The sequence below is a fragment of the Micrococcus cohnii genome, assembly GCF_014205175.1.
GTDB classification, from domain to species: Bacteria; Actinomycetota; Actinomycetes; order Actinomycetales; family Micrococcaceae; genus Micrococcus; species Micrococcus cohnii.
Window position 1 is genome coordinate 862260 of record NZ_JACHNA010000001.1, and the last position, 25468, is coordinate 887727.

The 25468-nt window shown below is 68.4% G+C and carries 21 protein-coding genes and 1 pseudogene; 11 read left to right on the plus strand and 11 right to left on the minus strand.

What is annotated here, in order from left to right:
- Positions 1-29: 29 nt before the first annotated feature.
- The 4 genes from HDA30_RS04015 to HDA30_RS04030 form a co-directional block, all read right to left on the minus strand.
- Positions 30-2258, minus strand: coding sequence for a copper-translocating P-type ATPase (locus HDA30_RS04015; protein WP_184241175.1), 2229 nt, complete (start codon positions 2256-2258; stop codon positions 30-32).
- A gap of 75 nt (positions 2259-2333) precedes the next feature.
- Positions 2334-2663, minus strand: a complete 330-nt coding sequence (locus tag HDA30_RS04020; RefSeq protein ID WP_184241176.1) for a heavy-metal-associated domain-containing protein — start codon at positions 2661-2663, stop codon at positions 2334-2336.
- Between the two features lie 71 nt (positions 2664-2734).
- A complete protein-coding gene (locus HDA30_RS04025; protein ID WP_184241177.1) occupies positions 2735-3904 on the minus strand; it encodes a sensor histidine kinase in 1170 nt (389 codons plus the stop codon).
- The gene (locus HDA30_RS04030; protein ID WP_184241178.1) at positions 3901-4620 is read right to left on the minus strand and encodes a response regulator transcription factor; all 720 of its coding nucleotides are present in this window, start codon (positions 4618-4620) and stop codon (positions 3901-3903) included. Before HDA30_RS04030 ends, HDA30_RS04025 begins: the two co-directional genes overlap by 4 nt.
- A gap of 181 nt (positions 4621-4801) precedes the next feature.
- Between HDA30_RS04030 and HDA30_RS04035 the strand changes: the two genes are divergently transcribed.
- From HDA30_RS04035 to HDA30_RS04055, 5 genes and pseudogenes are all read left to right on the plus strand, one after another.
- The gene (locus HDA30_RS04035; RefSeq protein WP_184241179.1) at positions 4802-5668 is read left to right on the plus strand and encodes a F510_1955 family glycosylhydrolase; all 867 of its coding nucleotides are present in this window, start codon (positions 4802-4804) and stop codon (positions 5666-5668) included.
- 611 nt (positions 5669-6279) lie between these two features.
- Entirely contained in the window at positions 6280-7836 is a 1557-nt protein-coding gene (locus tag HDA30_RS04040; protein ID WP_184241180.1) for a multicopper oxidase family protein, read from the plus strand.
- A 156-nt stretch (positions 7837-7992) separates the two neighbouring features.
- Positions 7993-8736 (plus strand): cytochrome c biogenesis CcdA family protein, encoded by a 744-nt coding sequence (locus tag HDA30_RS04045; RefSeq protein ID WP_184241181.1) that lies wholly within the window; start codon positions 7993-7995, stop codon positions 8734-8736.
- A gap of 145 nt (positions 8737-8881) precedes the next feature.
- A pseudogene (locus tag HDA30_RS04050) lies at positions 8882-9778 on the plus strand (IS5 family transposase).
- Between the two features lie 21 nt (positions 9779-9799).
- Positions 9800-12238: an ATP-binding cassette domain-containing protein gene (locus HDA30_RS04055; protein ID WP_184241182.1), complete on the plus strand. Its 2439-nt coding sequence runs from the start codon at positions 9800-9802 to the stop codon at positions 12236-12238.
- A gap of 12 nt (positions 12239-12250) precedes the next feature.
- Here the strand turns inward: HDA30_RS04055 and HDA30_RS04060 are convergent, their stop codons facing one another.
- The gene (locus HDA30_RS04060) at positions 12251-12487 is read right to left on the minus strand and encodes a superinfection immunity protein (RefSeq protein WP_158495929.1); all 237 of its coding nucleotides are present in this window, start codon (positions 12485-12487) and stop codon (positions 12251-12253) included.
- Positions 12488-12630: 143 nt separating this feature from the next.
- Between HDA30_RS04060 and HDA30_RS04065 the strand changes: the two genes are divergently transcribed.
- Together HDA30_RS04065 and HDA30_RS04070 are read left to right on the plus strand one after the other, a co-directional pair.
- The gene (locus tag HDA30_RS04065; RefSeq protein WP_184241183.1) at positions 12631-13095 is read left to right on the plus strand and encodes a DUF3054 domain-containing protein; all 465 of its coding nucleotides are present in this window, start codon (positions 12631-12633) and stop codon (positions 13093-13095) included.
- Positions 13096-13296: 201 nt separating this feature from the next.
- Positions 13297-13578, plus strand: a complete 282-nt coding sequence (locus tag HDA30_RS04070; RefSeq protein ID WP_158495931.1) for an Lrp/AsnC family transcriptional regulator — start codon at positions 13297-13299, stop codon at positions 13576-13578.
- Positions 13579-13662: 84 nt separating this feature from the next.
- On the opposite strand, the gene trpD is transcribed toward HDA30_RS04070, so the two are convergent.
- Positions 13663-14709 (minus strand): anthranilate phosphoribosyltransferase, encoded by a 1047-nt coding sequence (gene trpD / locus HDA30_RS04075; RefSeq protein WP_158496179.1) that lies wholly within the window; start codon positions 14707-14709, stop codon positions 13663-13665.
- A gap of 174 nt (positions 14710-14883) precedes the next feature.
- On the opposite strand from trpD, the gene ctaE reads away from it, so the two are divergent.
- The 4 genes from ctaE to qcrB all read left to right on the plus strand — a co-directional run bounded on the left by ctaE (position 14884) and on the right by qcrB (position 19278).
- Complete coding sequence (ctaE, locus tag HDA30_RS04080) at positions 14884-15525, plus strand: aa3-type cytochrome oxidase subunit III (protein WP_262337716.1); 642 nt, start codon at positions 14884-14886, stop codon at positions 15523-15525.
- Positions 15526-15610: 85 nt separating this feature from the next.
- Complete coding sequence (gene qcrC / locus HDA30_RS04085) at positions 15611-16417, plus strand: cytochrome bc1 complex diheme cytochrome c subunit (RefSeq protein WP_158495932.1); 807 nt, start codon at positions 15611-15613, stop codon at positions 16415-16417.
- Positions 16418-16498: 81 nt separating this feature from the next.
- A complete protein-coding gene (gene qcrA, locus HDA30_RS04090) occupies positions 16499-17575 on the plus strand; it encodes a cytochrome bc1 complex Rieske iron-sulfur subunit (RefSeq protein ID WP_158495933.1) in 1077 nt (358 codons plus the stop codon).
- A gap of 5 nt (positions 17576-17580) precedes the next feature.
- Positions 17581-19278 carry a cytochrome bc1 complex cytochrome b subunit gene (gene qcrB, locus HDA30_RS04095; protein ID WP_158495934.1) on the plus strand — a complete coding sequence of 566 codons (1698 nt, stop codon included), beginning with the start codon at positions 17581-17583 and terminating at the stop codon, positions 19276-19278.
- Between the two features lie 840 nt (positions 19279-20118).
- Here qcrB and HDA30_RS04100 read toward each other — a convergent pair.
- The 5 genes from HDA30_RS04100 to HDA30_RS04120 all read right to left on the minus strand — a co-directional run bounded on the left by HDA30_RS04100 (position 20119) and on the right by HDA30_RS04120 (position 25453).
- The gene (locus HDA30_RS04100; protein WP_158495935.1) at positions 20119-20520 is read right to left on the minus strand and encodes a cytochrome c oxidase subunit 4; all 402 of its coding nucleotides are present in this window, start codon (positions 20518-20520) and stop codon (positions 20119-20121) included.
- Positions 20517-22226, minus strand: coding sequence for an aa3-type cytochrome oxidase subunit I (ctaD, locus tag HDA30_RS04105; protein ID WP_158495936.1), 1710 nt, complete (start codon positions 22224-22226; stop codon positions 20517-20519). Before ctaD ends, HDA30_RS04100 begins: the two co-directional genes overlap by 4 nt.
- Entirely contained in the window at positions 22226-23146 is a 921-nt protein-coding gene (ctaC, locus tag HDA30_RS04110; protein WP_425488385.1) for an aa3-type cytochrome oxidase subunit II, read from the minus strand. Before ctaC ends, ctaD begins: the two co-directional genes overlap by 1 nt.
- Positions 23147-23476: 330 nt before the next feature.
- On the minus strand, positions 23477-23869 hold the full coding sequence (gene erpA, locus HDA30_RS04115) for an iron-sulfur cluster insertion protein ErpA (protein WP_158495937.1): 393 nt from the start codon (positions 23867-23869) through the stop codon (positions 23477-23479).
- A 165-nt stretch (positions 23870-24034) separates the two neighbouring features.
- On the minus strand, positions 24035-25453 hold the full coding sequence (locus HDA30_RS04120) for a dipeptidase (RefSeq protein ID WP_158495938.1): 1419 nt from the start codon (positions 25451-25453) through the stop codon (positions 24035-24037).
- Between the last annotated feature and the right edge of the window lie 15 nt (positions 25454-25468).

Below are 25468 nucleotides of genomic sequence, written 5' to 3' on the forward strand. Positions count from 1 at the left end.
CACATCAGGGTTCACGCCAAGGGGCGAGATCAGGAAACCGCAGCCGGCTGAAGGGCAGCCTGCGACCGGGGGCGCTCGAGAGGAGCCAGGTGCTCCGGGTCCAGGTCGGCGCGGCGCAGCAGCTGGGCGTTGAGGGCCACCACGATGGTGGAGACGGACATCAGGATCGCGCCCACCGCGGGGGAGAGCACGAAGCCGATCGGGGCCAGCACGCCGGCGGCCAGCGGGACGGCGAGCACGTTGTATCCGGTGGCCCAGACCAGGTTCTGGATCATCTTGGTGTAACTGGCCTTGGACAGGTGGATCATGGATAGCACGGCACGGGGGTCATTGCCGGCCAGCACCACGCCGGCCGATTCCATGGCCACGTCGGTGCCGGCGCCGATGGCGATGCCGACCTCGGCCCGGGCCAGGGCCGGGGCGTCGTTCACGCCGTCCCCGACCATGGCCACGGACAGGCCCCGGGCCTGCAGTTCGGTGACCTTGGTGTCCTTGTCCTGGGGAAGGACCTCGGCGAAGACCTCGTCGATGCCCAGATCCCGCGCCACGGCCTCGGCGACCTGGCGGGCGTCGCCGGTGATCATCGCGACCTTGACCCCCCGGGCGTGCAGGGCGGCCACGGCGGCCCGGGACTCGGGGCGGATCTTGTCCTCCACGGCGACCGCGCCGATAGCGGACCCGTCGCGGACCACATGCAGCACCCCGGCCCCCCGATCCGTCCAGGCCCGGACATCGGCGGCCAGTGCCTCGGGGGTGTCCAGGGTGAGCTCGCGCAGCATGTTCGGCCCGCCGACGAGGACCTCGGCCCCGGCCACGGTGGCCGTGACCCCGCGGCCGGTGGCGGCCTGGAATCCGGTGCCGCGCAGGCCCAACCGGGCGGCCTCGGCATGACTGGTGGCGGCGGTGACGATGGCCCGGGCCACCGGGTGCTCGCTGTCGGCCTCGGCCGCGGCGGCGTAGGCCAACAGCTCGGCCTCGGAAATGCCGGGCGCCGCGGCGACACCGGTGACGGCGTGGGCGCCCTCGGTCAGGGTGCCGGTCTTGTCAAAGAGCACCACGTCGATGGTCCGCATCTTCTCCAGGGCCATCCGGTCCTTGATCAGCAGCCCGGCCTTGGCGGCGCGTTCGGTGGAGATCGCGATCACCAGCGGGATGGCCAGGCCCAGGGCGTGCGGGCAGGCGATCACCAGCACGGTCACGGTGCGGGTGACCGCATCGGTGGGCTGACCGGTCACGGTCCACACGATCGCGGTGATGATCGCCGCCCCCAGGGCGAACCAGAACAGCAACGCGGCGGCCCGGTCCGCCAACGCCTGGGCCCGGGAGGAGGACTCCTGGGCGTCGGCGACCATCCGCTGGACCCCGGCCAGAGCGGTGTCGGCGCCGACGGCCTCGATGCGCACCCGCACGGTGTTGTCGGTGGCCACGGTCCCGGCCACCACCCGCTCCCCGACGGTGCGGGCCACGGCCCGGGATTCGCCGGTGATCATCGACTCGTCGAACTCCGCGGCACCTTCCAGGATGGTCCCGTCGGCCGGCACGCGGGCCCCGGAGCGCACCAACACGGTGTCCCCGACCGCCAGCTCGCCGACGCGCACGGTCACGGTGTCTCCGTCCACGATCTTCTCGGCCTTCTCCGGCAGCAGCGCGGCCAGGGCGTCCAGGGCGGAGGATGCCGTGCCGAGGGCGCGCATCTCCATCCAGTGCCCGAGCAGCATGATGGTCACCAGCAGGGCCAGTTCCCACCAGAAGTCCAGCATCAGGTCCCCGATGCCCAGGGAGGTGATCCAGGAGGCGACGAAGGCCACGGTGATGGCCATCGCGATCAGCAGCATCATCCCCGGCTGGCGGGCGCGCACCTCGGTGAGTCCGCCCTTGAGGAAGGGGGCGCCGCCGTAGAGGTAGATCACCGTGCCCAGCACCGGGGCGATCCACGCCGAACCGGGGAACTCAGGGACGTGGTAGCCCAGCAGTTGTCCGACCATGTGGCTGAAGAACACCACCGGGAGTGACAGCACCAGCGAGACCCAGAACCGGTTCTTGAACATCGCGGTGGAATGCCCGGCGTGCTTGCCGTGGTCATGGACCTGGTGCTCCTCGTCCAGGGCCGAGTGGGCGTGGCCCTGGGGCACGGCCTGCCCGTGGGTGGCCGCGTCCGCGGGGTGGTGGGCGGCATGGTCGGTGTGGTTGGCGTGGCCGGCGTGGGGGTTCGGGTCTGGGTGTTCGGCGGGGTGATCGTGGTGGTGCGGGGTGCTCATGGTGTTCCTTCTGCTCGGCGGTCTGTTCGGCGACCGGCTCGGCGGTGGGGCGCCGACCTCGAGGGGATGGGTCGGTTAGATCCGGACGCGGTAGCCGGCCGCTTCGATGGCCGTCCGCACGGAGTCCGCGGAGGCGGGCCCGGTCACGGTGACGGGGGAGGCCCCGCCGGCGACCAGTTCGACCCGGACATCGTCCACCCCGTCCAGGGCGCTCACGGCCTCGGCTACGGAGCCCACGCAGTGTCCGCAGGTCATGCCCTCCACCTGGTAGGTCGCGGTGCCGGCGCTCGTCCCGGTTGGGTCGGCATTCTGGCGCCCGGCGGGGGCGGTGGCGTCGGCGACTGGGGCGCAGCACGAGCAGCCGTTGGTGGCCCCCGGCAGCGGGGTGCGGGCGGATTCGGTCATGACGGTCTCCTTCAGGTCTGAGAGCGGCGCCGGACGGCGCCTCTCCTCTTGGTATATACCCCCCGGGGGTATCATTCAAGGGGTGGAGCGTCGGTGTTCACGGTGGATAAACGGGTGCGCCGGTAGGTGGGCTGGTTGGGGGGTTGCTTGGTGGGCAGGTCGATGGTGAACGTCGCCCCGGCCGTGGTGGAGGTGGCGCTCAGGGTGCCGCCGTGGGTCTGGATGAGAGCTCGGGAGATGGCCAGGCCGACCCCGGAGCCGCCGTGGTCACGGTCGCGGGCGGTGTCCCCGCGGTAGAAGCGTTCGAAGACGTGCGGCAGGTGCTCGGGAGAGATCCCCTCCCCGGTGTCGGTGACGCTGAGCGTGACCCCGGACGGGCTTTGTCGGGCCTCGAGGGTGACCCGGCCCCCGGCCGGGGTGTGGCGCAGGGCGTTGGTGAGCAGGTTGCCCAGGACCTGGCCCATGCGCTGGCGGTCCACGTCCACGGCCAGGCCCGGATCGGCGTCCATGGTCAGGGCCACACCCTTGGTGGCGTAGGCCTCCTTGTGGGCCTCGGTCGCGGCATGCAGCAGCCCGCTGACCCCTTGGGGGCTGCGGTCCAGTTCGATCCGGCCCTCCTCGGCGCGGGAGACGTCGTTGATGTCCTCCACCAGCCGGGTCAACCGGGCCAGCTGCTCGCCCATCAGCTCACCGGTGGGCTCGTCCCAGTGGGACACCCCGTCTTGCAGGGCCTCGTGGTAGACGGTCAGCACGGAGACGGGGGTGCGCAGCTCGTGGGCCAGGTCCGAGAGCATCCGTCGACGGGTGTCCTCGGTGCGCTGAAGCCGTGCGGCCATGGTGTTGAAAGACCCTGCCAGCTCCTCCACCTCGGTGCCGGCGCCCATGGCCGGCACGCGGGTGTCGTACCGTCCACCGGCCATGGCCTTGGCCGCCTGGGTCAGGGCGTTGATCGGACTCTGGATCCGGCGGGCGACATGCCAGGTCAATGCCAGACAACAGATCAAGGCCGTGGCCAGGGCCACGCCCAGGGTCCAGAAATTGGCGTCCCGGTAGGCCTGCTCCACGTGCAGCACCTGGGCTGCATCGTGTCCGGCCTCGGCCTGTTCCAGGTGCTCGTGGAACAGTGGTGGGCCGGCCAGGGAGGCCACCACCACCGCGGCCAGCACGCTGGCCCCCACCACCAGCAGCTGGGCGAGGAAGAACCGGGCCGCTAATCCTTGGTAGCGCCGCCGGCCGGTCATTGCTCCGCCATCCGGTAGCCGACCCCGCGGACGGTGTCGATATAGCGGGCCGGGTCCGTGTCGAGCTTGCGGCGCAGGTTCTTGATGTGCACGTCCACGAGCCGTTCATCGCCCACCCAGGCCGGGTCCCAGACGATATCGATCAGCTGGCGCCGGGAGAAGGCCTGGTGCGGGCGCCCCGACAAGGCGGCCAGCAGGTCGAACTCCGTGCGCGTTAGTTGCACCACCTGGCCCGACACGCGGGCCTCGTGGGCGGCCAGGTCGATGACCAGGTCACCGCAGACCCGTTCCGGTTCGGGGGCTGACACCGTTGTGCGCGGCCGGCGCATGACCGCCCCCACCCGGGCGACCAGCTCCCGGACGCTGAAGGGTTTGGTGATGTAGTCATCGGCCCCCACCGCCAATCCCTCCAACCGGTGGTGCTCATGGCCGCGGGCGGTGAGCATCAGCACATAGCACTCGGAGAAGGCCCGCACCCGCCGGCACACCTCGATCCCGTCCAGCCCGGGCAGGCCCAGGTCCAGGACCATCACGTCGGGCTCGTGAACCCGGGCGGCCTGCACTGCGGCCAGGCCGGTGTGGGTGAGGGCCACCTCGTAGCCGGCCCGCTCCAGGTAGGTGGCCACCATGCGCGCCAGCGGCTTCTCGTCATCGACCACCAACACCCGGCCGGCCGCCGGACCAATCCCAGTGTCAGTCCCAGTGCCAGAGTTCATGGGTCCAGTCTCGCTCTGTCTCGCGCCCCGGCGGCTCAGAACGGTGCCGGGGCGGGGAACCTTCATGGAATCTTCAAGGCAAACCGCCCCATCCCAGCGCGTCACCGGCCGACAATAGTAGCGCGTCACCGGCCGACAATAGTAGATAGCCCCGCCTTTTGGCCCGGGGCGGAAAGGCTCCATGACCCCCCTGACCCGCAGAACCCTGATCGCCGGCGGGCTGACCCTGCTCGGCGCTGGCACCCTCACCGCCTGCGCCGCGCCGAACCCCGCGACATCCCCGGCGGCCGGCACCGGCACGCAGGGCACCGGCACGGCCATCACCCACGTCCATGCCCTCACCCGGGACCCCGAGTCCGGTGAGGTGCTGCTGGCCACCCACGAGGGCCTGTTCCGGCTCCAGGACGGGGAGCTGACCCAGGTCGGTCCGGTCGTGGACTTCATGGGTTTCACCCTGACTCCCGAGGGCCGCTACCTGGCCTCGGGTCACCCCGCGCCGGGCACCGACCTGCCCGAGCCGCTGGGCCTGGCCGAGTCCACCGACCGGGGCCAGAGCTGGACGGTGCTCTCCCGCGGCGGCGCATCCGATTTCCACGCCCTGGCCGCCGGCCCGAACGGGGTCCTCGGCTTCGATGGGCAACTGCGCGCCAGCACCGACGGCCTCACCTGGCAGAGCCTTGAGATCCCCGTCGCCCCGGCATCGCTGGCGATCTCCCCCCAAACCGGGACCGTGCTGGCCACCACCGAAACCGGCATGTTGCGCTCGACCGACCACGGCGCGACCTGGACCACCCTGGACACCCCCCAGCTGATGCACCTGGTCGCCTGGGCCGATGACACCACCGCCGTGGGCGCCGGCACCGAGGGACACCTGCTGACCAGCACCGACGCCGGCGACACCTGGACCGTCAGCGACCGCCCGGTCGGCACGGCCACCGCCCTGGGAGCGGGCATCACCGACGACGGGCAGACCGAAGCACTGCTGGTCGTCGGCTCGACCGTGCTGTCCACCACGGACGGCGGGAACACCACCGAATCGCTGCTGTGACCTCCTCCCGCCGTCCCCTGTCCGGCTGGCCCGCCCTTCGAACCGTTCTGGGCACCCTCGTGTTGATCCTGGGCCTGCTCGGGATGCCCGCTGGTACGGGCACCAGCGCGGCTTGGGCCGCCACCGGTACGGCCGCCGCCACAACTGTTCATCACCTCGGGCCAGGGGCCATCGGTCCGGCCGGCATGGTGCCCGAGGTCGTGCTCCCGGCCGAGCCTGCCGGGGATGAGGCACCCGACCCCGGGCTGCCGGTCTGTGCCCTGGAGGCCGTGGACGATACCTGCGCCTCGGCCCTGACCAAGGCACTTGTCGTGTCCCACTTGGCCTCCCGGGCCCTCCTGCCTAGCCCCGGTGGGGGACTGACCGCACCACCCCTGCCCTGGGTTGCCCATTTCCGGCCCCCGTGGACCCTTCACTGGCTCAACTGGCCATCAGCCGCACCTACCCCCCCGGCCGCGCCCCACCGGTGAGCGCAGGGTCCGCCAATACCTCCGGGTGACAGCGGCACGCAGCCCCGGTACGCCACCGGCCTCACCCAGCAACTGATCAGCCATGCCCGGCCCCGTCGCACCCGCCTGCGACACGGGGCCGGATGACGGAAAGAAGAACCGATGACCTCCTCACTGACCACCCGCCGCACCTTCCTGGGCGCCTCCGTCGGGTCCCTGGCGCTGGCCGGGCTGGCCGCCTGCGCCGATCCCGCCACCAGCCCCCAACCGTCAGGGCGCATCCTGCCCACCGACCCGCTGGTCGCCGAGTACGAGAAACGACGCGCCGCCTCGGGCACCACCGTCACCCACCGGCTCTCCGCCGCACCCCTCGAGACCTCCCTCCAGGGTCGGGGCCTGACCACCTGGGGATACAACGACGGCCTCAACGGGCCGCTGCTGCGCGCCCAGATCGGGGACCTGCTCAAGGTCAGCGTCGCCAACGACCTGCCCGAGGACACGAGCGTGCACTGGCACGGGCTGGCCCTGCGCAACGACGCCGACGGAGTCCAGGGGGTGACCCAGGACCCCATCGCCGCCGGACGACGCTATACGTACGGCTTCCGGCTGTCCCATCCGGGCACGTACTGGTACCACTCCCACTTCGACACCCAGCGCGAACGCGCCCTGTACGGGGCCCTGATCGTCGAGGACCCCAACGAGCCCCTCAGCTACGACCAGGAGTGGGTCGTGATCCTGGACGACTGGCTCGACGGGATCACCGGAACACCGCAGGACGTCGTCGAGGAACTCTCCGCCGGGATGGACATGTCCGGCGACATGGAGGGCATGGCCGGCATGGACCACGGGTCCATGAGCCAGGACAGCTCCTCGGGCATGCCCATGAAGCACATGCTCATGGGCGCTGAGAGCGACTATCTGGGCGGGGACGCCGGCGACGTGAAGATCCCCGTGCACCTGTTCAACGGCCGCCCCCCATCCGACCCGGACACCTTCTCCAGCACCCCGGGCAACCGGATCCGCCTGCGCTTGATCAACGCGGCCGGAGACACCGCCTACCGGGTCGGGATCCCCGGCCAGGAACTGACCATCACCCACACCGACGGGTTCCCGGTCCAGCCCCGCCAGGCCGATGCCGTCGTCCTGGGGATGGGCGAACGCCTGGACGTGCTGATCACCCTCGGCGACCACGCGGTGCCCGTACTGGCCCTGCCCGACGGCAAGACCGGCCACACCTACGGCATCATCACAGCCGGTCCAAAGACCACGCTCTCCGGTCGGCTCCCGCAGACCCTGGGCGGAACCGTGCTCGATGGCAGCCGACTGAAGGCACACGAATCCGTCCTGCTCCCACCCAAGGACCCGACCAGGACCCACGAGGTACGCCTCACCGGATCGATGATGGAGTACGACTGGGGCATCAACGGGCGACGCTTCGACCCGGCCAACCCCTTCAATGGCGCCTTCGAACTCCGGTTGGACGAACGCGTGCGGGTCACGATGACCAACGACACCGACATGTGGCACCCCATGCACCTGCACGGCCACACCTTCCAGCTGGCCGACCATGGCGCCCGCAAGGACACGGTCATCATCAAACCCCGGCAAACCATCACCTTCGACTTCGAGGCGGACAACCCGGGCCAGTGGCTAACCCACTGCCACAACGCCTACCACGCCGAGGCCGGGATGATGGGCGTCTTCTCCTACATCCACTGAACCTCCCGCCCGGCCCACACCCCTCCATCCACGGGGGGATCGCACGGTGGCCGCCCAGGAAAGAACATGCCTTTATCGCTCACCCCCACCCACCGTGCCCAGCCCGCCCGAGACCTCTGGCCCGGCACCCCCGTCCTGACCCATAGGAGGAAATAAATGGGCGAGTACTTCGCTCAGACGGTCCAATCCGGCGCCCTGCTGCTGGCCATCCCCCTGGCCGCCATCGCCGGAATCGTCTCCTTCCTCTCGCCGTGCATCCTGCCGCTCGTGCCCGGATACCTGGGCTACGTCTCCGGACTGTCCGACCCCACCCGCCCGGACAACCGCCGCCGGGTGATGACCGGAGTGGGCCTGTTCATCCTCGGCTTCGCCGCCGTCTTCACCCTCTACGGGGCCGCCTTCGGTCTGATCGGCGGCTGGTTGCTGCGCTGGCAGGACCTGCTGATCCGCACCCTCGGCGTCCTCGTCATCCTCATGGGACTGGCGTTGATGGGCATGCTCACCTTCCTGCAACGGACCACGACTCCCTCCTTCACCCCCCGGACCGGCCTGGCCGGAGCCCCACTGCTGGGCCTGGGCTTCGGCCTGGGCTGGACACCCTGCATGGGACCGACCCTCAGCGCCGTGCTGGCCCTGAGCGCCACCACCGGAGGGGCATGGCGCGGGGCCCTGCTCGGCTTCGTCTACTGCCTGGGACTGGGCATACCCTTCGTACTCGTCGCCAGAGGCCTGGACTGGGTCAGCACCGCACTGGGCTTCGTGCGCCGCCACATGCGCGCCTTCAATATCGCCGGCGGCACCCTGCTCGTGGTGGTCGGCGTCCTGATGGCCACCGGAATCTGGACGGCGTGGATCTACCAACTCCAGAACCTCGCCGGAACCTTCACCACCCCCGTCTAAGAGACTCTCCCCGCCCCCCAACCTGGCCCAGACCCATCCCCACGAACAGGCGAGTGATCCTCTGAACCGCCCCCGGTCAACCGGCCCACCGCCCGAGGCCTACACACCCACCTAGGGCGTGTTGCTAAAGGGTTCGGGGACGTAGATGCGCGAGTCTGGGGTCATATCGCGTGATGTCATCTCGGACGAGGTCTGGGCCGTGATCGGCCCGCGGTTCCCCGCGCCGAAGTCCACCGGTCGGCCGCCGGTGGATCGGCGCGCGGTGGTCGAGGCCACCGCGTGGCGCTTCCGCACGGGGGCGCCGTGGCGGGATCTGCCCGAGCGGTTCGGGAAGTGGAACACGATCTACAAGAACTTCAACCGGTGAGCCGCCCAGGGCGTGTGGGAGCGGGTGCTGGAGAAGACCCAGCCAATGGCACAGCAGGCTGGCGAGCTGGATTGGGTGGCCTCGATCGATTCCACGATCGTGCGCGTCCACCAGCACGGGGCGACCCTGCCCCGCCCCACAGGGGGGCTGGATGAACTACGAGAAATCAGCGGACGAGCCGGCTGACCATGCCATCGGACGCTCCCGCGGCGGTCTGACGACGAAGAATCATCTGGTCTGTGATGGCAAGGGCAGGGTGCTGGCGTTCGTGGTGACCGGCGGGCAGGTGGCGGACACCTCGAAGCTGGCCACCACGCTGGAGCAGATCAGCGTTGCCGGGCCCGTGGGCGGCCCCGGATACGGCCTGACCGCCTGATTGCAGACAAGGGCTACCCCTCGAAGGTGAACCGGGCCTGGCTGCGCCGGCATGGCATCGCGGCCACGATCCCCGAGCGGGCCGATCAGATCACGCACCGGCGCAGACGCTCGGGCCGGCCGATCGACTTCTGTGAAGACCAGCGCCAGCGCTACCGGGGACGCAATGTCGTGGAGCGGTGCTTCAACCGGCTCAAGCAGTGGCGAGGGATCGCGATGCGTTCGGACAAGTACGCCCGGAAGTATCACGCCGGGCTCAGCCTCGCAGCGACACTGCACTGGCTGACTACCCTCCTTTAGCAACACGCCTAGGATCGGGGCGTGCCCCACGACGACTCCACCGCCCCCGCCAACGACCCTCACGACGTCATCCGCGTCGTCGGGGCTCGGCAGAACACCCTGGACGACGTCACCGTCGAGGTGCCCAAACGACGGCTGACCGTGTTCACCGGAGTCTCCGGCTCCGGAAAGTCCTCCCTGGTGTTCGGCACTATCGCCGCGGAGTCCCAGCGGTTGATCAACGAGACCTATCCGTCCTTCGTGCAGGGCTTCATGAGCACGCCCGCTCGTCCCGCGGTGGAGTCCCTCTCTGGGCTCACCCCGGTCATCAGGGTCGGCCAGGAGCGCCTGGCCTCGACCGTGCGCTCCACCGTCGGCACGGTCACGGACGTGAACGCGCTGCTGCGGATCCTGTTCACGCGCGTGTCCGAGCCGGCGCTGGACTCGCCGAAGGCCTACTCGTTCAACGTCGCCTCCGCCTCGGGCTCAGGGACTCTGACCGTCTCAGCCGGCAAGGGCACGGGGCGCCCCCAGCGTCGCAGTTTCGAGGTGCTCGGCGGCATGTGCCCGGCGTGCGAGGGCAACGGCACCGCTCAGGACTGGGACCTCGCCGAACTCTTCGACGACTCAAAGTCCCTGCGCGAAGGACCGTTCACCATTCCCGGCTACACCGCTGACGGCTGGATGGTGCAGAAGTTCGTGGAGTCCGGGTTCTTCGACCCGGACAAGCCCCTGCGGGACTACGACGAGGACGAGCGCCACGACCTGCTGCACAAGGAGCCGGTCAAGATCCGCATGAGCGGGGCCAACATGACGTACACCGGCTTGCTCCCGGCCCTCGAGCAGAGCTTCTTGCAGAAAGACCGGGAGGCCATGCAGCCGCACGTGCGGGCCTTCGTTGACCGGGCCGTGACCACGCTCGACTGCCCGGACTGCCAGGGCACCCGACTGAATGAGCGGGCACGGCAGTCCCGGATCCGCGGGCGCGGGATCGCCGAACTGTGCGCCCTGCAGATCTGCGACCTCGCCGCCTGGTTCGACGAGCTCTCGGACCCGCGCGCCGACGGTCTGATCCGGCAGATCCGACAGCTGCTGACCGGTTTCGTGGAGATCGGACTGGGGTATCTGAGCCTGGACCGTGCAGCCGGCTCGCTCTCCGGCGGTGAGGCGCAGCGCATCCGCATGATCCGTCACCTCGGCTCGCCGCTGACCGATGTCACTTACGTGTTCGACGAGCCGACCGCGGGCCTGCACCCGCACGACATCGACCGCATGAACCGCCTGCTGCTGCGCCTGCGAGACAAGGGCAACACGGTTCTTGTCGTCGAACACAAGCCTGAGACGATCGCGATCGCCGACCACGTCATCGACCTGGGCCCGGGCCCGGGCACCGACGGAGGCCGGGTCGTCTTCGCCGGCACCGTCGCCGAGCTGGAGCAGGCGGACACGCCCACGGGCCGCCATCTGCACGACCGTGTTCGGCTCAAGCCGGACACCGCAGTGCGCTCCGGCGGCGGTTCGATCGCTGTTCGGAACGCGAACGCCAACAACCTTCGCGACGTTGACGTCGACGTGCCCCTCGGCTGTCTCGTCGCCGTCACCGGAGTCGCCGGCTCCGGCAAGTCCTCGCTGATGACGCAGCTGCTCGTCCAGTCCGGCCGCGCGGACGAGCAGGAACGTCTCGACGTCGTGCACGTCGACCAGGCGCCCATCAAGGGTTCACGCCGTTCGAACCCGGCAACCTACACCGGAGTCTTCGAGCCGGTGCGCAAGGCGTTCGCCAAGGCGAACGGGGTGAAGCCCGGCCTGTTCAGCAGCAACTCCTACGGGGCGTGCCCGGAGTGCTCGGGAGCCGGCGTGCTGTACTCCGAGCACGCGGCCGCCGGCGATGCCGCGGCGGTCTGCGAGGCGTGCGACGGTCGACGATTTCAAACGGAGGTGTTGGAGCACCGGTTCGGCTCCGCCTCGATCGACGAGGTGCTCGACATGCCGGTCGACGACGCGCTGCGGTTCTTCTCACAGCAGCAGACGTCGGTGCCGGCCGCCGCGCGTGCGCTGCGACTGCTGGTGGACGTCGGGCTGGGATACCTACGGCTCGGCCAGCCGCTGACGACACTCTCCGGCGGGGAGCGTCAGCGGCTCAAGCTGGCGGCGCGGCTGGGGGAGCGCCGGGCGAAGAAGGAGGCCGCACGCACCGTCGTGGTCCTGGATGAGCCGACCACGGGTCTGCATCTGCAGGACGTGGAGCGGCTGCTCGAGATGCTGGACACGCTGGTGCACTCGGGCGTCTCGGTGCTCGCGGTCGAGCACCACCAGGCCGTCATGGCTCACGCCGACTGGATCATCGACATGGGGCCGGGTGCTGGGCACGACGGCGGTCGTCTCGTGTTCCAGGGCACACCCCGGGCGCTGGTCGAGGCCGTTGGGACCGACGATGCGACCATCACCGGTGAACACCTGGCGCGCTACGTGAGGAGCTGACGCGGGACTGCGTCAGAACATCCGGCGCCGCAGGGCCCGATGGCTGGTCAGGGACATGTACAGCGCAATGGCCCAGCCGATGACCGTCCAGCCGGTGAGCAGGTTGACCCAGAAGACAGCCCAGTGGTTCGAGCGGCCGCGTGCCGCGGCGATGGCCCACGGCGCCATGTAGCCGGCGGTCACGATGGCCACGACGATCGCGATGGTGGCGGTCAGCGGACGATCTCGTTGATCGGTGATCATGCTCATGCACGCGAGTGTACGGACCGCGCGCAGACGTCTCGAGAGCCGCCGCACCCGCCCGGCTCATAGAGCACCGATAATGTACATTATGTTAACTACAGATGGCGGCCGGACGTCGGGTGCCTGGCCTGCATGCGACCATGGCGGACATGGACAGTTCACGCACGCCCGAGTCGGTCGTCGACCACACCCCGCCCCCGGCCGAACTCCCGGACCGCGATTCCAGCACCCACCGTCGACCGACGCCACGGTGGCTTGCACCGCTGGCGCTGTTCATCGACGTCGCGCTGGTGATCGGATTCGTTGCGGTCGGTCAACGTGAGCACGACTCCGCCGCCGGCCTGCTCGGCTTACTGGCCACGGCCGCGCCGTTCGTGATCGCCCTACTGCTCACCACCGCTGCCACCGGCGGCCTGTCGCTCCGCCATCGCTCGTGGACGCGAATCTGGCCCCACGGAGTGATCGTCTGGGCAGGGACGCTGGCACTCGGGATGAGCCTGCGCGTCATCTTGGGCCTGGGCGGCGCACCCCTGGCGTTCATCATCGTCGCGGCCGCGTCTCTGGCCCTGGTGCTGCTGGGCCGCCGCCTGATCACAGCATGGATGACTCGTTGACTGGTCACGCCGCGGTTAACGTGAAGGTTTACGTGAACCCTGGCGCCGCTGGAGGCCGGCGTTGTCGACCGTTCACGCGGCGGATGAGCAGCGACGCCCTGTGCATGCTGCCGTGACCCCCTAAAGTGGGAGCGTCCCTCGCCCGAATTGAGACACTCCCGCCCCGAGCGAGCCACGTTCAAACTGAAAGGACGCACAGCCATGGTGACCGCCATCGTCATGATCAAGACCGCCAAGGCTGGCATTCCGGAGACGGCCCAGCGCATCGCGGACATCGAGGGCGTGAGCAGCGTCTACTCCGTCACCGGCTCTTGGGATCTGGTGGCCATGGTCCAGCTGCGCCGCTATGAGGACCTCGACTCCGTCATCGCCGACCAGCTGTCGAAGGTGGATGGGATCCAGGACACCGAGACGATGCTCGCCTTCCGGGCCTACTCCCCCCAGGACCTGGACGAGGGCTGGGCCCTGGGGTTCGAGGACTGATCTCAGCCGCACCCCGGCGCTCCCCCGCCGCGCCGCCACGACGCCGTGACGGCCCGGCCTCCGGGTCCCGACCGCCACGTGCGCTCAACTGCGCGAGAAACGCACCCACCGTTCGAGGGCCTGCGCGGCGGCGCCCGAGTCGATGGACTCTCGAGCGATCTCCATCTTCTCCGCGACCCGACGGTCGAACGGTGCGTCGGCCGTCTCGTCGAAACAGACGAGTCCGACCGCCGCATTCAGCAGCACGGCGTCCCTGACGGGCCCGCGCTCCCCCGCCAGGAGTCTGCGTGCGATGTCCGCGTTGTGCGCGCCGTCTTTGCCGGCCAGCGCCTCGACACTCGTCAGGTCGATCCCGTGTTCGCGCGGGTCCAACCGATGCTCTCGGACCTCATCGCGGACCTCCCACACGGTGGAGAGCCCGGAGGTCGTGATCTTGTCGCGGCCGTCGTCGCCACGGAACACCGCGCCGCGCACGCCTCGCTGCGCCAACACCCCGGCCAGAAGAGGGGCCATGTCCGCAGAGGAACAGCCCAGGGCCTGCGCGTCCACGCGGGCCGGGTTGCTCAGGGGGCCGAGGAAGTTGAACACCGTCGGCACGCCCAGTTGCTTGCGGGCCGGGGCCACCGAACGCATCGACGGGTGGTACTTCTGGGCGAACAGAAAGGTCAGACCGACCTCATGCGCGCACCGACGCGCCCGATCCGCGTCCATGTCCAGGTCCACGCCCAGCGCTTCGATCACGTCGGCCGCTCCCGCCGTGGACGACGCTCCGCGGTTGCCGTGCTTGACCACCCGCACTCCGGCGCCGGCAGCCACGAGCGAGGACATCGTCGAGATGTTGACTGTGCCGAGGCGGTCTCCCCCGGTGCCGACAATGTCCAGAATCGGGCCGACGACCTCCACGGGACGGGCTCGGGCCTGCATGACCTGGACCAGCGCGGACAGCTCCGTGACGGTGACGCCCTTCGCCGCGAGCCCGAGCAGAAAGGCGCCGATTTGAGCGTCGGCGGCATTGCCGCTCATCATCTCCTCCATCGCCCAGCCCGCCTGAGCCTCGGACAGGTCCGCAGAGCTCAGCAGCGCACTCAGGACGGTGGTCCAGCTGTGGTCGTCGACAGCATCGTCTCGCATGGTATGCACGGGCTCGACCCTACCGAGGCGTCGCGCAGACCACCATGATTCTGAACGTTGACTGAACGCTGACCCCACGGTTGCCCACAATTCGTTGCGCGCGACGGTCAGGGAGGGTGCGACACGGTAGTTTCGGTTTATGCGCGCGGGGGCCTTAGGGGCCATAATGGCCAGGTGACCACTGCAACTCCCACACTCCATCAGGCCGCGCCCACCGGGCTCCCGAGCCGTCCCAACATGGTGCAAGTCGGCACCATGGTGTGGCTGGCGAGCGAGCTCATGTTCTTCGGCGGCCTCTTCGCCATGTATTTCACCCTGCGCTCCACGTCCCCGGAGCTCTGGGCGAACCACACTGAGCTGCTCAACGTGCCGCTGGCCGCCGCGAACACAACGATCCTCGTGCTCTCCTCGTTCACGGCTCAGTTCGGCGTGCTCGCCGCCGAGCGCCTACAGCCCCGCCGCACCGGCGGCCTGTTCGCCATCAAGAGCTGGGGCATGGTCGAGTGGTTCATCCTCACCTTCATCATGGGCTCGATCTTCGTGTCCGTGCAGGCCTACGAGTACGCCGTGCTCGTCTCCGAAGGTGTGACGATCGCTGCCAACGCTTACGGCTCGGCGTTCTACATCACCACCGGCTTCCACGCGATCCACGTGACCGGCGGCCTGATCGCCTTCCTGATGATCATCGGTCGCGCGTACCTCGCCAAGCGCTTCGGGCACCATGAGGCCACGAGCGCCATCGTCGTGTCCTACTACTGGCACTTCGTTGACGTCGTGTGGATTGCCCTGTTCTTCATCGTCTACTTCCTGCGGTAAGACGAGACACGCTCACCACCTCCGCACCTGAGGCGAATCTGTCGGGTGCATCCCGACGATTCGGACGACAACGTAAGGAACCACTGTGAAGGCACTATCGCAGCATCGACGCCACCCGCTCATGGGTCTGGCTCTGCTCCTGCTGGGGCTCCTGGTGACCGGCGGCCTGTACTCGGTCGCCAGCACGGTCAACCAGGCCCAGGCGGCCGACAAGGTCACGACGGCCGCCTCGAGCGATGAGATCGCCGAGGGCGAGAAGCTCTTCAACGCCAACTGCGCCTCCTGCCACGGCATGGGCGCCGACGGCGGCCCCTCCGGCCCGTCGCTGATCGGCGTGGGCGCGGCGTCGGTCGACTTCCAGGTCGGCACCGGCCGCATGCCGATGCAGATGAACGGCCCTCAGGCCCGCCAGAAGGAGCCGCAGTTCAATGAGGAGCAGACGGCCCAGCTGGCTGCCTACGTTGCCTCGCTCGGCGCCGGCCCGGCCGTCCCCGAGGAGGAGCACCTGGACACGAACCACGAGGACGTGAACGTGGCCAGGGGCGGCGACCTGTTCCGCATCAACTGCGCCATGTGCCACAACGCGGCCGCTGCCGGCGGCGCGCTCACCCGCGGCAAGTTCGCCCCGACCCTGCAGGGCGTGGATGAGAAGCACATCTACGAGGCCATGCAGACCGGCCCGCAGAACATGCCCGTGTTCGGCGACGGCAACCTGAAGCCCGAGGACAAGCGCGACATCATCGCCTACCTCAAGACGATCGAGAACAACGGCTCGCCCGGCGGCCTGTCACTCGGCTCGCTCGGCCCGGTGTCCGAGGGCCTGTTCATCTGGACCGCGGGCCTGGCCATCATCATCGGCTTCATGGTCTGGCTGACCTCTCGGTCCTCCTGAACTCGGTGCCGGGTCGTCCTCACGCGGCCCGGCCCCACCCAGTCACTGCAGAACATCACTCAAGCAAAGGAAATGGATCATATGGGCGAGCAAGGCTACGGAGGGACCCAGCGGCCCTCGGACGCCCTCGAGCATGCCGGTGACCGCACCTCCCGGTACGCGATCGACAACCCGGGCCTGCCTCCGCACCGCCCGCGGCTGGCGGACGAGGATCCGAAGGCGGCCAAGCGTGCCGAGCGTCAGGTCTCGGTGCTGTTCCTGATCTCCATCGTCGGCACCCTGCTGTTCTTCATCGGCTACTTCGGCGTCGGTCAGATCGGCAACAACGAGGGCTTCGACGTCATCCACCTGCAGAACGTGCTGCTCGGCGTGGGCACCGCCCTCGCCATGTTCGGCATCGGCATCGGCATCGTGCACTGGGCGAAGACGCTCATGCCCGACCACGAGATGGCCGAGGATCGCCACGAGATCCGCACCGAGGCCGACCGTCAGGTCGCCGCCGGGATGGTCCAGGACATCATCGACGAGTCCCAGATCAAGCGCCGTCCGCTGCTGCGCAACACCATGATCGGCGCGATGCTGCTGGCTCCCCTGCCGTTCATCGCCGTGTTCCGCGACCTCGACGACACCGACAACTTCTCCGACAAGGAGACCGAGAACTTCGGCGTCGAGCGCTTCCGCCACACCATGTGGGCCGAGGGCGTCCGCCTCGTCCGTGACCCCACCGGCGCGCCGATCAAGGCCTCCGACGTCACCCTCGGCTCCGCCGTGCACGTGATCCCCGAGGGCCTGAACGAGCTCCACGAGGGCAAGCTGAACGAGAAGGCCAAGGCCGTCGTTCTGCTGATGCGCCTCGACCCGGCCAAGGTGAACATCTCCCCCGGCCGGGAGAACTGGAATGTGGACGGCATCTTCGCCTACTCCAAGGTGTGCACGCACGTGGGTTGCCCGATCGCGCTGTACGAGCAGCACACCCACCACCTGCTGTGCCCCTGCCACCAGTCGACCTTCGACCTGACGCAGGAGTGCAAGGTCATCTTCGGCCCTGCCAGCCACGCGCTGCCGCAGCTGCCGATCGCCGTGAACGATGAGGGCTTCCTGGTCGCCCAGAGCGACTTCCATGAGCCCGTTGGTCCTGTCTACTGGGAGCGTGGCTGATCACAATGAGCACAACCGCCAACGATTACCGCCCGGCCACCCAGACGGGCCGCCTGGCGAACTACCTGGACACCCGCGTCGGGCTCTCCCCGATCGTCAAGGAGTTCGGTCGCAAGATCTTCCCGGACCACTGGACGTTCATGTTCGGCGAGGTGGCGATGTACAGCTTCGTCATCCTGCTGGTCTCGGGTGCGTTCCTGACGTTCTTCTTCGACCCGTCCATGGCCCATGTGACGTACGAAGGCGCCTACGCCCCGCTGTACGGCGTGGAGATGTCGGCGGCCATGGCCTCCACCCTGGACATCTCCTTCGACGTCCGCGGCGGCCTGTTCATGCGTCAGCTGCACCACTGGTCCGCGCTGCTGTTCGTGGCCGCGATGTCCGTGCACATGCTGCGCGTGTTCTTCACCGGCGCGTTCCGTCGCCCGCGTGAGCTGAACTGGCTCGTAGGCTGCGGTCTGCTCATGATGGGCTGGGCCGCCGGATTCACCGGCTACTCCCTCCCGGATGACGTGCTCTCCGGCAACGGTCTGCGCATCATCGACGGCATCCTGAAGGCGCTGCCCCTGGTGGGCTCGCACCTGTCGATGTTCCTGTTCGGCGGCGAGTTCCCCGGATACAACGTGATCGGCCGCCTGTACGCGCTGCACATCATGATCGTCCCGGCGATCATCATCCTGCTGATCGTCGTGCACCTGTTCATGGTCGTCACCCACAAGCACACCCAGTACCCGGGGCCGGGCCGCACGGAGAACAACGTGGTCGGCTACCCGGTCGGCCCGGTCTACGCGGCCAAGGCCGGTGGCTTCTTCTTCATCGTCTTCGGCGTGCTGGCGCTGATCGCCGGTCTCGTGCAGATCAACGGCATCTGGGTCTACGGCCCCTACGATCCCTCCCCGGTCTCCGCCGGCACTCAGCCCGACTGGTACATCGGCATGTTCGACGGCGCTCTGCGCCTGATGCCGGGCATGATCGGCGACTTCAGCTTCCTGTGGAACATCCCGATGCCGTGGGGCTCCTCGGTGTCCCTGCCCATGGGCGTTCTGCTGCCGCTGGTTCCGGCCGGTGCGCTCATCGTCGGCATGATGGCCTGGCCGTGGATCGAGCGGTGGATCACCAAGGACGACCGCGAGCACCACATCCTGGATCGTCCGCGCAACGCCCCGACCCGCACGGGCATCGGTGTCGCCGGCGTGATCTTCTACTGCACCATGTGGGCTGCCGCGTCCTCGGACCTGATCGCGACGCATTTCCAGCTGTCGCTGAACGACGTGCTCTACTTCCTGCGCGCGCTGTTCTTCCTCGGGCCGATCATCGGCTTCCTGATCACCCGTCGGATCTGCCTGGCGCTGCAGCGCAAGGACCGCGAGCTGGTGCTCCACGGCCATGAGGCCGGCGTCATCGAGATGTCCCCTGAGGGCGGCTTCCACGAGCGTCATCGCCAGCTCACCGACTATGAGCTGTACCGCCTGGTCTCCTTCGACAGCCCGCGTCCGCTGCCGGCAACGCCGAACCGCAAGGGCAAGGTGACCGGTCTCGAGAAGGCCCGCGCCGGCTTCTCCCGCCTCTTCTACGAGGAGCGCGTGGAGCCGGTGTCCCGGGACGAGCTGGTCGAGGCTCGTTCCCACGACCACGTCTCCCACGGCGAGGACCTCGAGTTCTACGAGATCCAGAACAACCGTCAGGTGGGCGGCCACCACTGAGGTGAGCTGACCTGACGTCAAGGGCCCCGCATCCTTTCGGATGCGGGGCCCTTCTCTGTGTGCTCCGCTTGCGGCGCTGTTTCCGAGTTGCGTCCCCTGCGGGCTGGATTGGGCACGAGCATCGAACCAGCCTGAAACCGTCGGTATGCGGGTCCATACCGACGCAACCACGATGCGTTCGACAACCAATCAGGCTCCGCTCGTCACGCCGCGCGGAGCGTGCCGAGCCTTGCCCGGGCGAGATCGGAGTGCTGGCCCCCGGCATGCGCCGCAGCCGCTCTGCGCCAGTCACGGTGCTCACGGCGCCGTACGACGGCGTCTGTGACCGGCTGGCGGGCGCACAGTGCCGGAAACCACGCCTCTGCGACACCTGCTGGCGCTGCATGAAAACTCACCGTCGGGTCAGCTCATACGCCCACCAGATTCACCGGGAGTGCCTCGCAGCGACGATGCCCGCGCTTGCGCCCCTTCCAGCTCCCCATTTGATCACAGCGCTCTGAGCCCCCGGTGGACAGGCACCGATATGGATCCTGTCGGCAGACGTGTGCCACGAGAGAGGGGGGGCACCGCACCGCAGGCATCAAGCGCTGCGCAGGGCTAGCAGCTCCGGGGCCCCGTCTGTCCTGCCACTTCCCCGTCTGACGTCACCGGGCGCCACTGCGCCCAGGACACTCTCCCCTTGCCTGGCCCTGTTTACCTTGCCTGGCCCTGTTCGTCTGGCCCAGTGCCACGCACGTCTCTGCCTGCCGGGGATCCCTTGCTCTGCAGCATGGACACAAAAACGCCTCGGGCCCGGCCCTCCGAGGAGGAACCGGGCCCGAGGCGTTCAGACGGGGCAGGTCAGTGCGCGTACTTGCCGCGCGAGAACTCGTAGACCCAGCCGATGCAGAAGAACATGGACAGAGCGGCGCCAATGATGAACACCCACCAGCCGACCGCCAGCCCGGCGAAGGACACGGCGCAGCCGAGGCCGAGGCCCAGCGGCCACCAGCTCCACGGCGCGAAGGTGCCGTAAGTGCCCGCGTAGGCGATGATCTCGCCGTCCTCGTCGTCCGACACGCCCTGTCCGTACCGCTTCTCCGTGGCTTGCAGGTACCAGGCGATCATGAGGCCCATGCCGCCCAGTGCCAGGAGCGCGGGAATCCCGGCCCACTCGGTCCACTCGGTCCAGAAACCGTAGACGAACCCGACGATCACGAAGAAGACGCCGATGATCCCGAAGATCTTGGCTGCGACGTTCACTTGGCCACCTTCTCTCCGAAGGCCTCAGCGGTGTGCTGCGGCGAATGGGGCGAGAGCTCCGGGTGATGCAGGTCCAGGGCCGGACGCTCCGAGCGGATGCGCGGGATCGAGTGGAAGTTGTGCCGCGGCGGCGGGCAGGAGGTCGCCCACTCGAGGGAGGCGCCGAAGCCCCACGGATCGTCCACGGTGACCTTCTTGCCGAAACGTGCCGTGATGTACACGTTCCAGAAGAACGGGATCATCGACGCGCCGAGGATCAGCGAGAAGACCGTGGAGAACGCGTTCATCCCGGCGAAGTTGTCCTCGATCATGTAGTCGGCGTAGCGACGCGGCATGCCGATGACGCCCAGCCAGTGCTGGATCAGGAACGTGCCGTGGAAGCCGATGAACAGCATCCAGAACTGGATCTTGCCGAGCTTCTCGTTGAGCATCTTGCCGGTGAACTTCGGCCACCAGAAGAAGAAGCCGGCGAACATCGCGAACACCACGGTGCCGAAGATGACGTAGTGGAAGTGCGCCACGACGAAGTAGGTGTCCGACACGTGGAAGTCCATCGGCGGGGCGGCCAGGATCACGCCGGTCAGACCACCGAAGAGGAAGGTCACCATGAAGCCGAGCGTCCAGAGCATCGGGTTCTCGAAGGTGATCGAGCCGCGCCACATGGTGCCGATCCAGTTCACGAACTTCACGCCGGTCGGAACCGCGATGAGCATCGTCATCAGCGAGAAGAACGGCAGGAGCACGGAACCGGTCACGTACATGTGGTGGGCCCACACTGTCACCGACAGCGCGGCGATCGCGGTGGTCGCGAACACCAGCGACTTGTAGCCGAAGATCGGCTTGCGCGAGAACACCGGAACGATCTCCGAGACGATGCCGAAGAACGGCAGCGCGATAATGTAGACCTCGGGGTGGCCGAAGAACCAGAACAGGTGCTGCCACAGGACGGCGCCGCCGTTCTCCGGGTTGAAGATGTGGCCGCCGAAGCGGCGGTCCAGGCCGAGCGCGAAGAGCGCCGAGGCCAGCGTCGGGAACGCCATCAGGATCAGGATGCCGGTGATCAGCGTGTTCCAGGTGAAGATCGGCATACGCCACATCGTCATGCCCGGGGCGCGCATCGTCAGGATCGTGGTGATGAAGTTGACGCCACCGAGGATCGTGCCGAAGCCCTGCAGGGCCAGACCGAACACCCAGAGGTCACCGCCGATGCCCGGCGAGTACGTCGTGTCCGACAGCGGCGCGTAGGCGAACCAGCCGAAGGAGGCCGCACCCTGCGGGGTGAGGAAGCCGGCGGTAGCGATCAGCGAGCCGAACAGGAAGAACCAGAACGCCAGGGCGTTCAGACGCGGGAACGACACATCGGGGGCGCCGATCTGCAGCGGGACCAGCACGTTGGCGAAGCCGACGAACAGCGGCGTCGCGAACATCAGCAGCATGAGCGTGCCGTGCATGGTGAACAGCTGGTTGTACTGCTCCTTCGTCTGCAGGATCTGCATGCCCGGCTCGAAGAGCTCGGCACGGATCAGCAGCGCCATGACGCCGCCGACGCAGAAGAAGACGAAGGACGTGATCAGGTACATGTACCCGAGCGTCTTATGGTCCGTGGTCGTCAGCCAGCTGACGACGATCTTGCCGAGGGAGCGAGGCACCACACGCGGCTGGGCCGCGCGGGTCGTCTCCTCCGTCGCGTACTCGTAGGTGGTCATCAGTGGCTACCTCCACCGCGCGGGGTCTGGAGGTCGACCTCCATCTCCTGGGCGCCGTCAGAATTCTCGTTGGGGTTGCGGTTGAACTCGTCGCCCGGCAGCTGGCCCTGCTCCATCTGCTCCATCTTCTCAACGAACTCGTCCTCGGGGACGACCTCGACGTTGAAGAGCATCTCGGAGTGGAACTCGCCGCACAGCTCGGCGCACTTACCGTCGAAGCTGCCGGTCTCCTGCGGAGTCACATAGAAGTGATTGGTCTTGCCGGGAAGCGTGTCGCGCTTCTGGAGGAACTGCGGGATCCAGAACGAGTGGGCGACGTCACGGGACTTCAGCTCGAAATGCACCGGCACGTCCTCGGGCAGGTACAGGGTCGGCAGGGTGTCCTGGACGCCGTCCTGACCGTTCAGCTGCGCCTGGATGCCCTGCTCGTAAGCCTCGAGCTTCTCGCCACCCTCACGCTCGTACTCGTAGCCGAAGTCCCAGGACCACTGCTTGCCGTACACGGTGACGGTCAGCGGCGAATCGTCAACCGGCTCGTCGACCTCGGTCTGCACCCGGTCGGTGAAGCCCCAGAACACGAGCACCAGCACCACCGGGATGACGGTGAACATCGTCTCCATGGGCATGTTGTAGCCGACCTGCTTCGGGAAGCCCTGGTCGGTGCGACGCCGACGATAGGCGACCATGCACCACAGCATCGCCGCCCAGGCGATCAGACCGACGCTCATCGCGGCGATCCAGGAGTTCACCCAGAAATCCGTGAGCACGTCGTTGTGGTTGGTGGTCTCCCGGGTCCCCGGGAGCCATCCGCGCTGGACCTCTGCCGAACAGCCGGACAGCACGAGCATCGCCGCGCCCGACAGGGCGGCGACCTTCAACGTGCGTCGAGTCCGACGTCCGGCGTCATTCTGTGCTCTCACAGACGGCCTTCCTCTTCATCTCGTGTGCGATCGGGTCGCCGAGACGCCGTCTGGCCCGTCCTGGAAGGACGTTCCTCTGACAGCGGACACAGCAGACCCGGATGAGTCCCCTCTACTCTATGCCCTCTCGACGAATTCAGCGCCATCATGTCCGCGTGTCATGCCTCGACGCCGCTGGCCGACTCCGGGTACACGCACGCGAGCCGCCGTCCCGGGCAGGGACGGCGGCTCGCGGTGGTGAGCGCCGGACGATCATCGACCCTCTGCCGCAGAAGACAGCAGGTCAGCGCGGCACAGACGGGTGCGCTCGACACTCAGGGGGATGCAGGATCAGTGGAAGGAGTCGCCGCAGGCGCAGGAGCCGGCGGCGTTCGGGTTGTCGATCGTGAAGCCCTGCTTCGAGATGGTGTCCTCGAAGTCGATGCTCGCGCCCATCAGGTACGGCACGGACATCTTGTCGACGATGACCTCGACGCCGTCGTAGTCGCGGACGGTGTCGCCCTCGAGGACGCGCTCGTCGAAGTACAGCTGGTAGATCAGGCCGGAGCAGCCACCGGGCTGCACCGCCACGCGCAGCCGAAGGTCCGTGCGACCCTCCTGCTCGAGCAGCGAACGCACCTTGGTCGCCGCCACGTCAGAGAGCTCGACCTCGTGGGGCGGCAGGCCGTCGGCGGGCTGGGTGGCGCCGATCTCGACGCCGGTCTCGTCTGCGGAAAGAGCCATCGGGAGGCCTCCTGGAAGTGGGGTGGGTGGTGGTTCGTATGCCGCGTCGCCCACGCGGTGCGCACGGGCGACGGTACCGACATTCGCGTCAACGCTCGGCAGCGCCGCGGCATTCCTGCCAGTTCTCGCCTGCGGGCGGCACCGGGCGTGACCGGTCCCAGTGTGTCACCGACTCAGGCGAGCCAGCCACAGGGCCTCGGCGAGGATCGCGTTGCGGAAGTCTCCGACGTGCAGCGATTCGTTGGCCGAGTGCGCGCGCGAGTCCGGGTCCTCCACACCGGTGATCAGGATGGTCGCCTCGGGGAACACCTCCGCCAGATCCGCGGTGAACGGGATCGAGCCGCCCAGGCCCGTGGCCTTCGGCGCCACGCCCCAGGCCTGCTCGAAGGAGCCCATCATCGCCGCGGCCATCGGATCAGAGGTGTCGGTCGAGAACGGCTGTCCGAAATGTCCCCGCTCGAAACTGATCTGCGCCCCCAGCACCGCTTCGCTCTGCTCGGAGAGATAGGTGGTGACCGCCTCGTATGCCTGCTCGGGGTCGACGCCCGGGCCCACGCGCAGCGACCACTTCGCCCGAGCGACGGACTGAATCGTGTTCGAGGACTCGTCGACGCTCGGGGCGTCGATGCCGATGATCGACAGGGCCGGGCCGTTCCACAGTCGATCGGCCAGCGAACCGTCCCCGGCCAGGCGGACCCCGTCCAAAACCCCGGCGTCAGCGCGGTAGGTCTGCTCGGAGTAGTCGACGTCGGCATGCGTGCGGGCGCCCACGCCCGGTACCGCCACGACGCCGTTCTCGTCGTGCAGCGTGGCGATCAGGCGCGAGAGCAGGGTGAGTGCGTCCAGCACGGGTCCGCCGAACATTCCCGAGTGCACCGAGTGGTCCAGCACGCGCACGGTCACGGTGCCGTCGGCGACGCCGCGCAGGCTCGTGGTCAGCGCCGGCTCCCCCACGGCCCAGTTCGCCGAGTCCGCGACCACGATCGCGTCCGCGGCCAGATCGTCCTTCTGGTTCTCGAGGAAGGCGCGGAACGTGGGCGAGCCCGCCTCCTCCTCCCCCTCGATGAACACGCGCACGCCGACGCCGGCCTCCGGCATCACGGACTGCAGCGCCTTCACGGCCGCCAGGTGCACCATGATTCCGGCCTTGTCGTCGGCGGCCCCGCGCCCGTAGAGCCGGTCACCACGGCGGGTGGCCTCAAAGGGCGGGGTGTCCCACAGCGCCTCGTCTCCCACCGGCTGCACATCGTGGTGCGCATAGAGCAGCACCGTCGGCTTCCCCGCGGCTGCCGGACGCTGGCCCAGGATGGCGGGCCCGCCGGGCTGGCCGTCCTCCCGGGTCTCGGTCACGACGCGCACATCCTGCAGACCTGCCTCCTTCACAAGGCGTTCCACGGCCTGCGCCGAGCGTTCGAGCGGCTGCCGGTCGAAGGAATCCCATGCGATGCCCCCGTGCGCGACGAGATCCGTCAGCGTCGCCAGGGTCGTCTCGAACTCGGCGTCCACGGCCTCGGTGAGGGCCTGGACCAGCTCGGCGTCCAGGGGTGCGGTCGGGTCGGCATTCTGCGGTGTGCTCTGAGTCATGGGCCTCACCCTAAC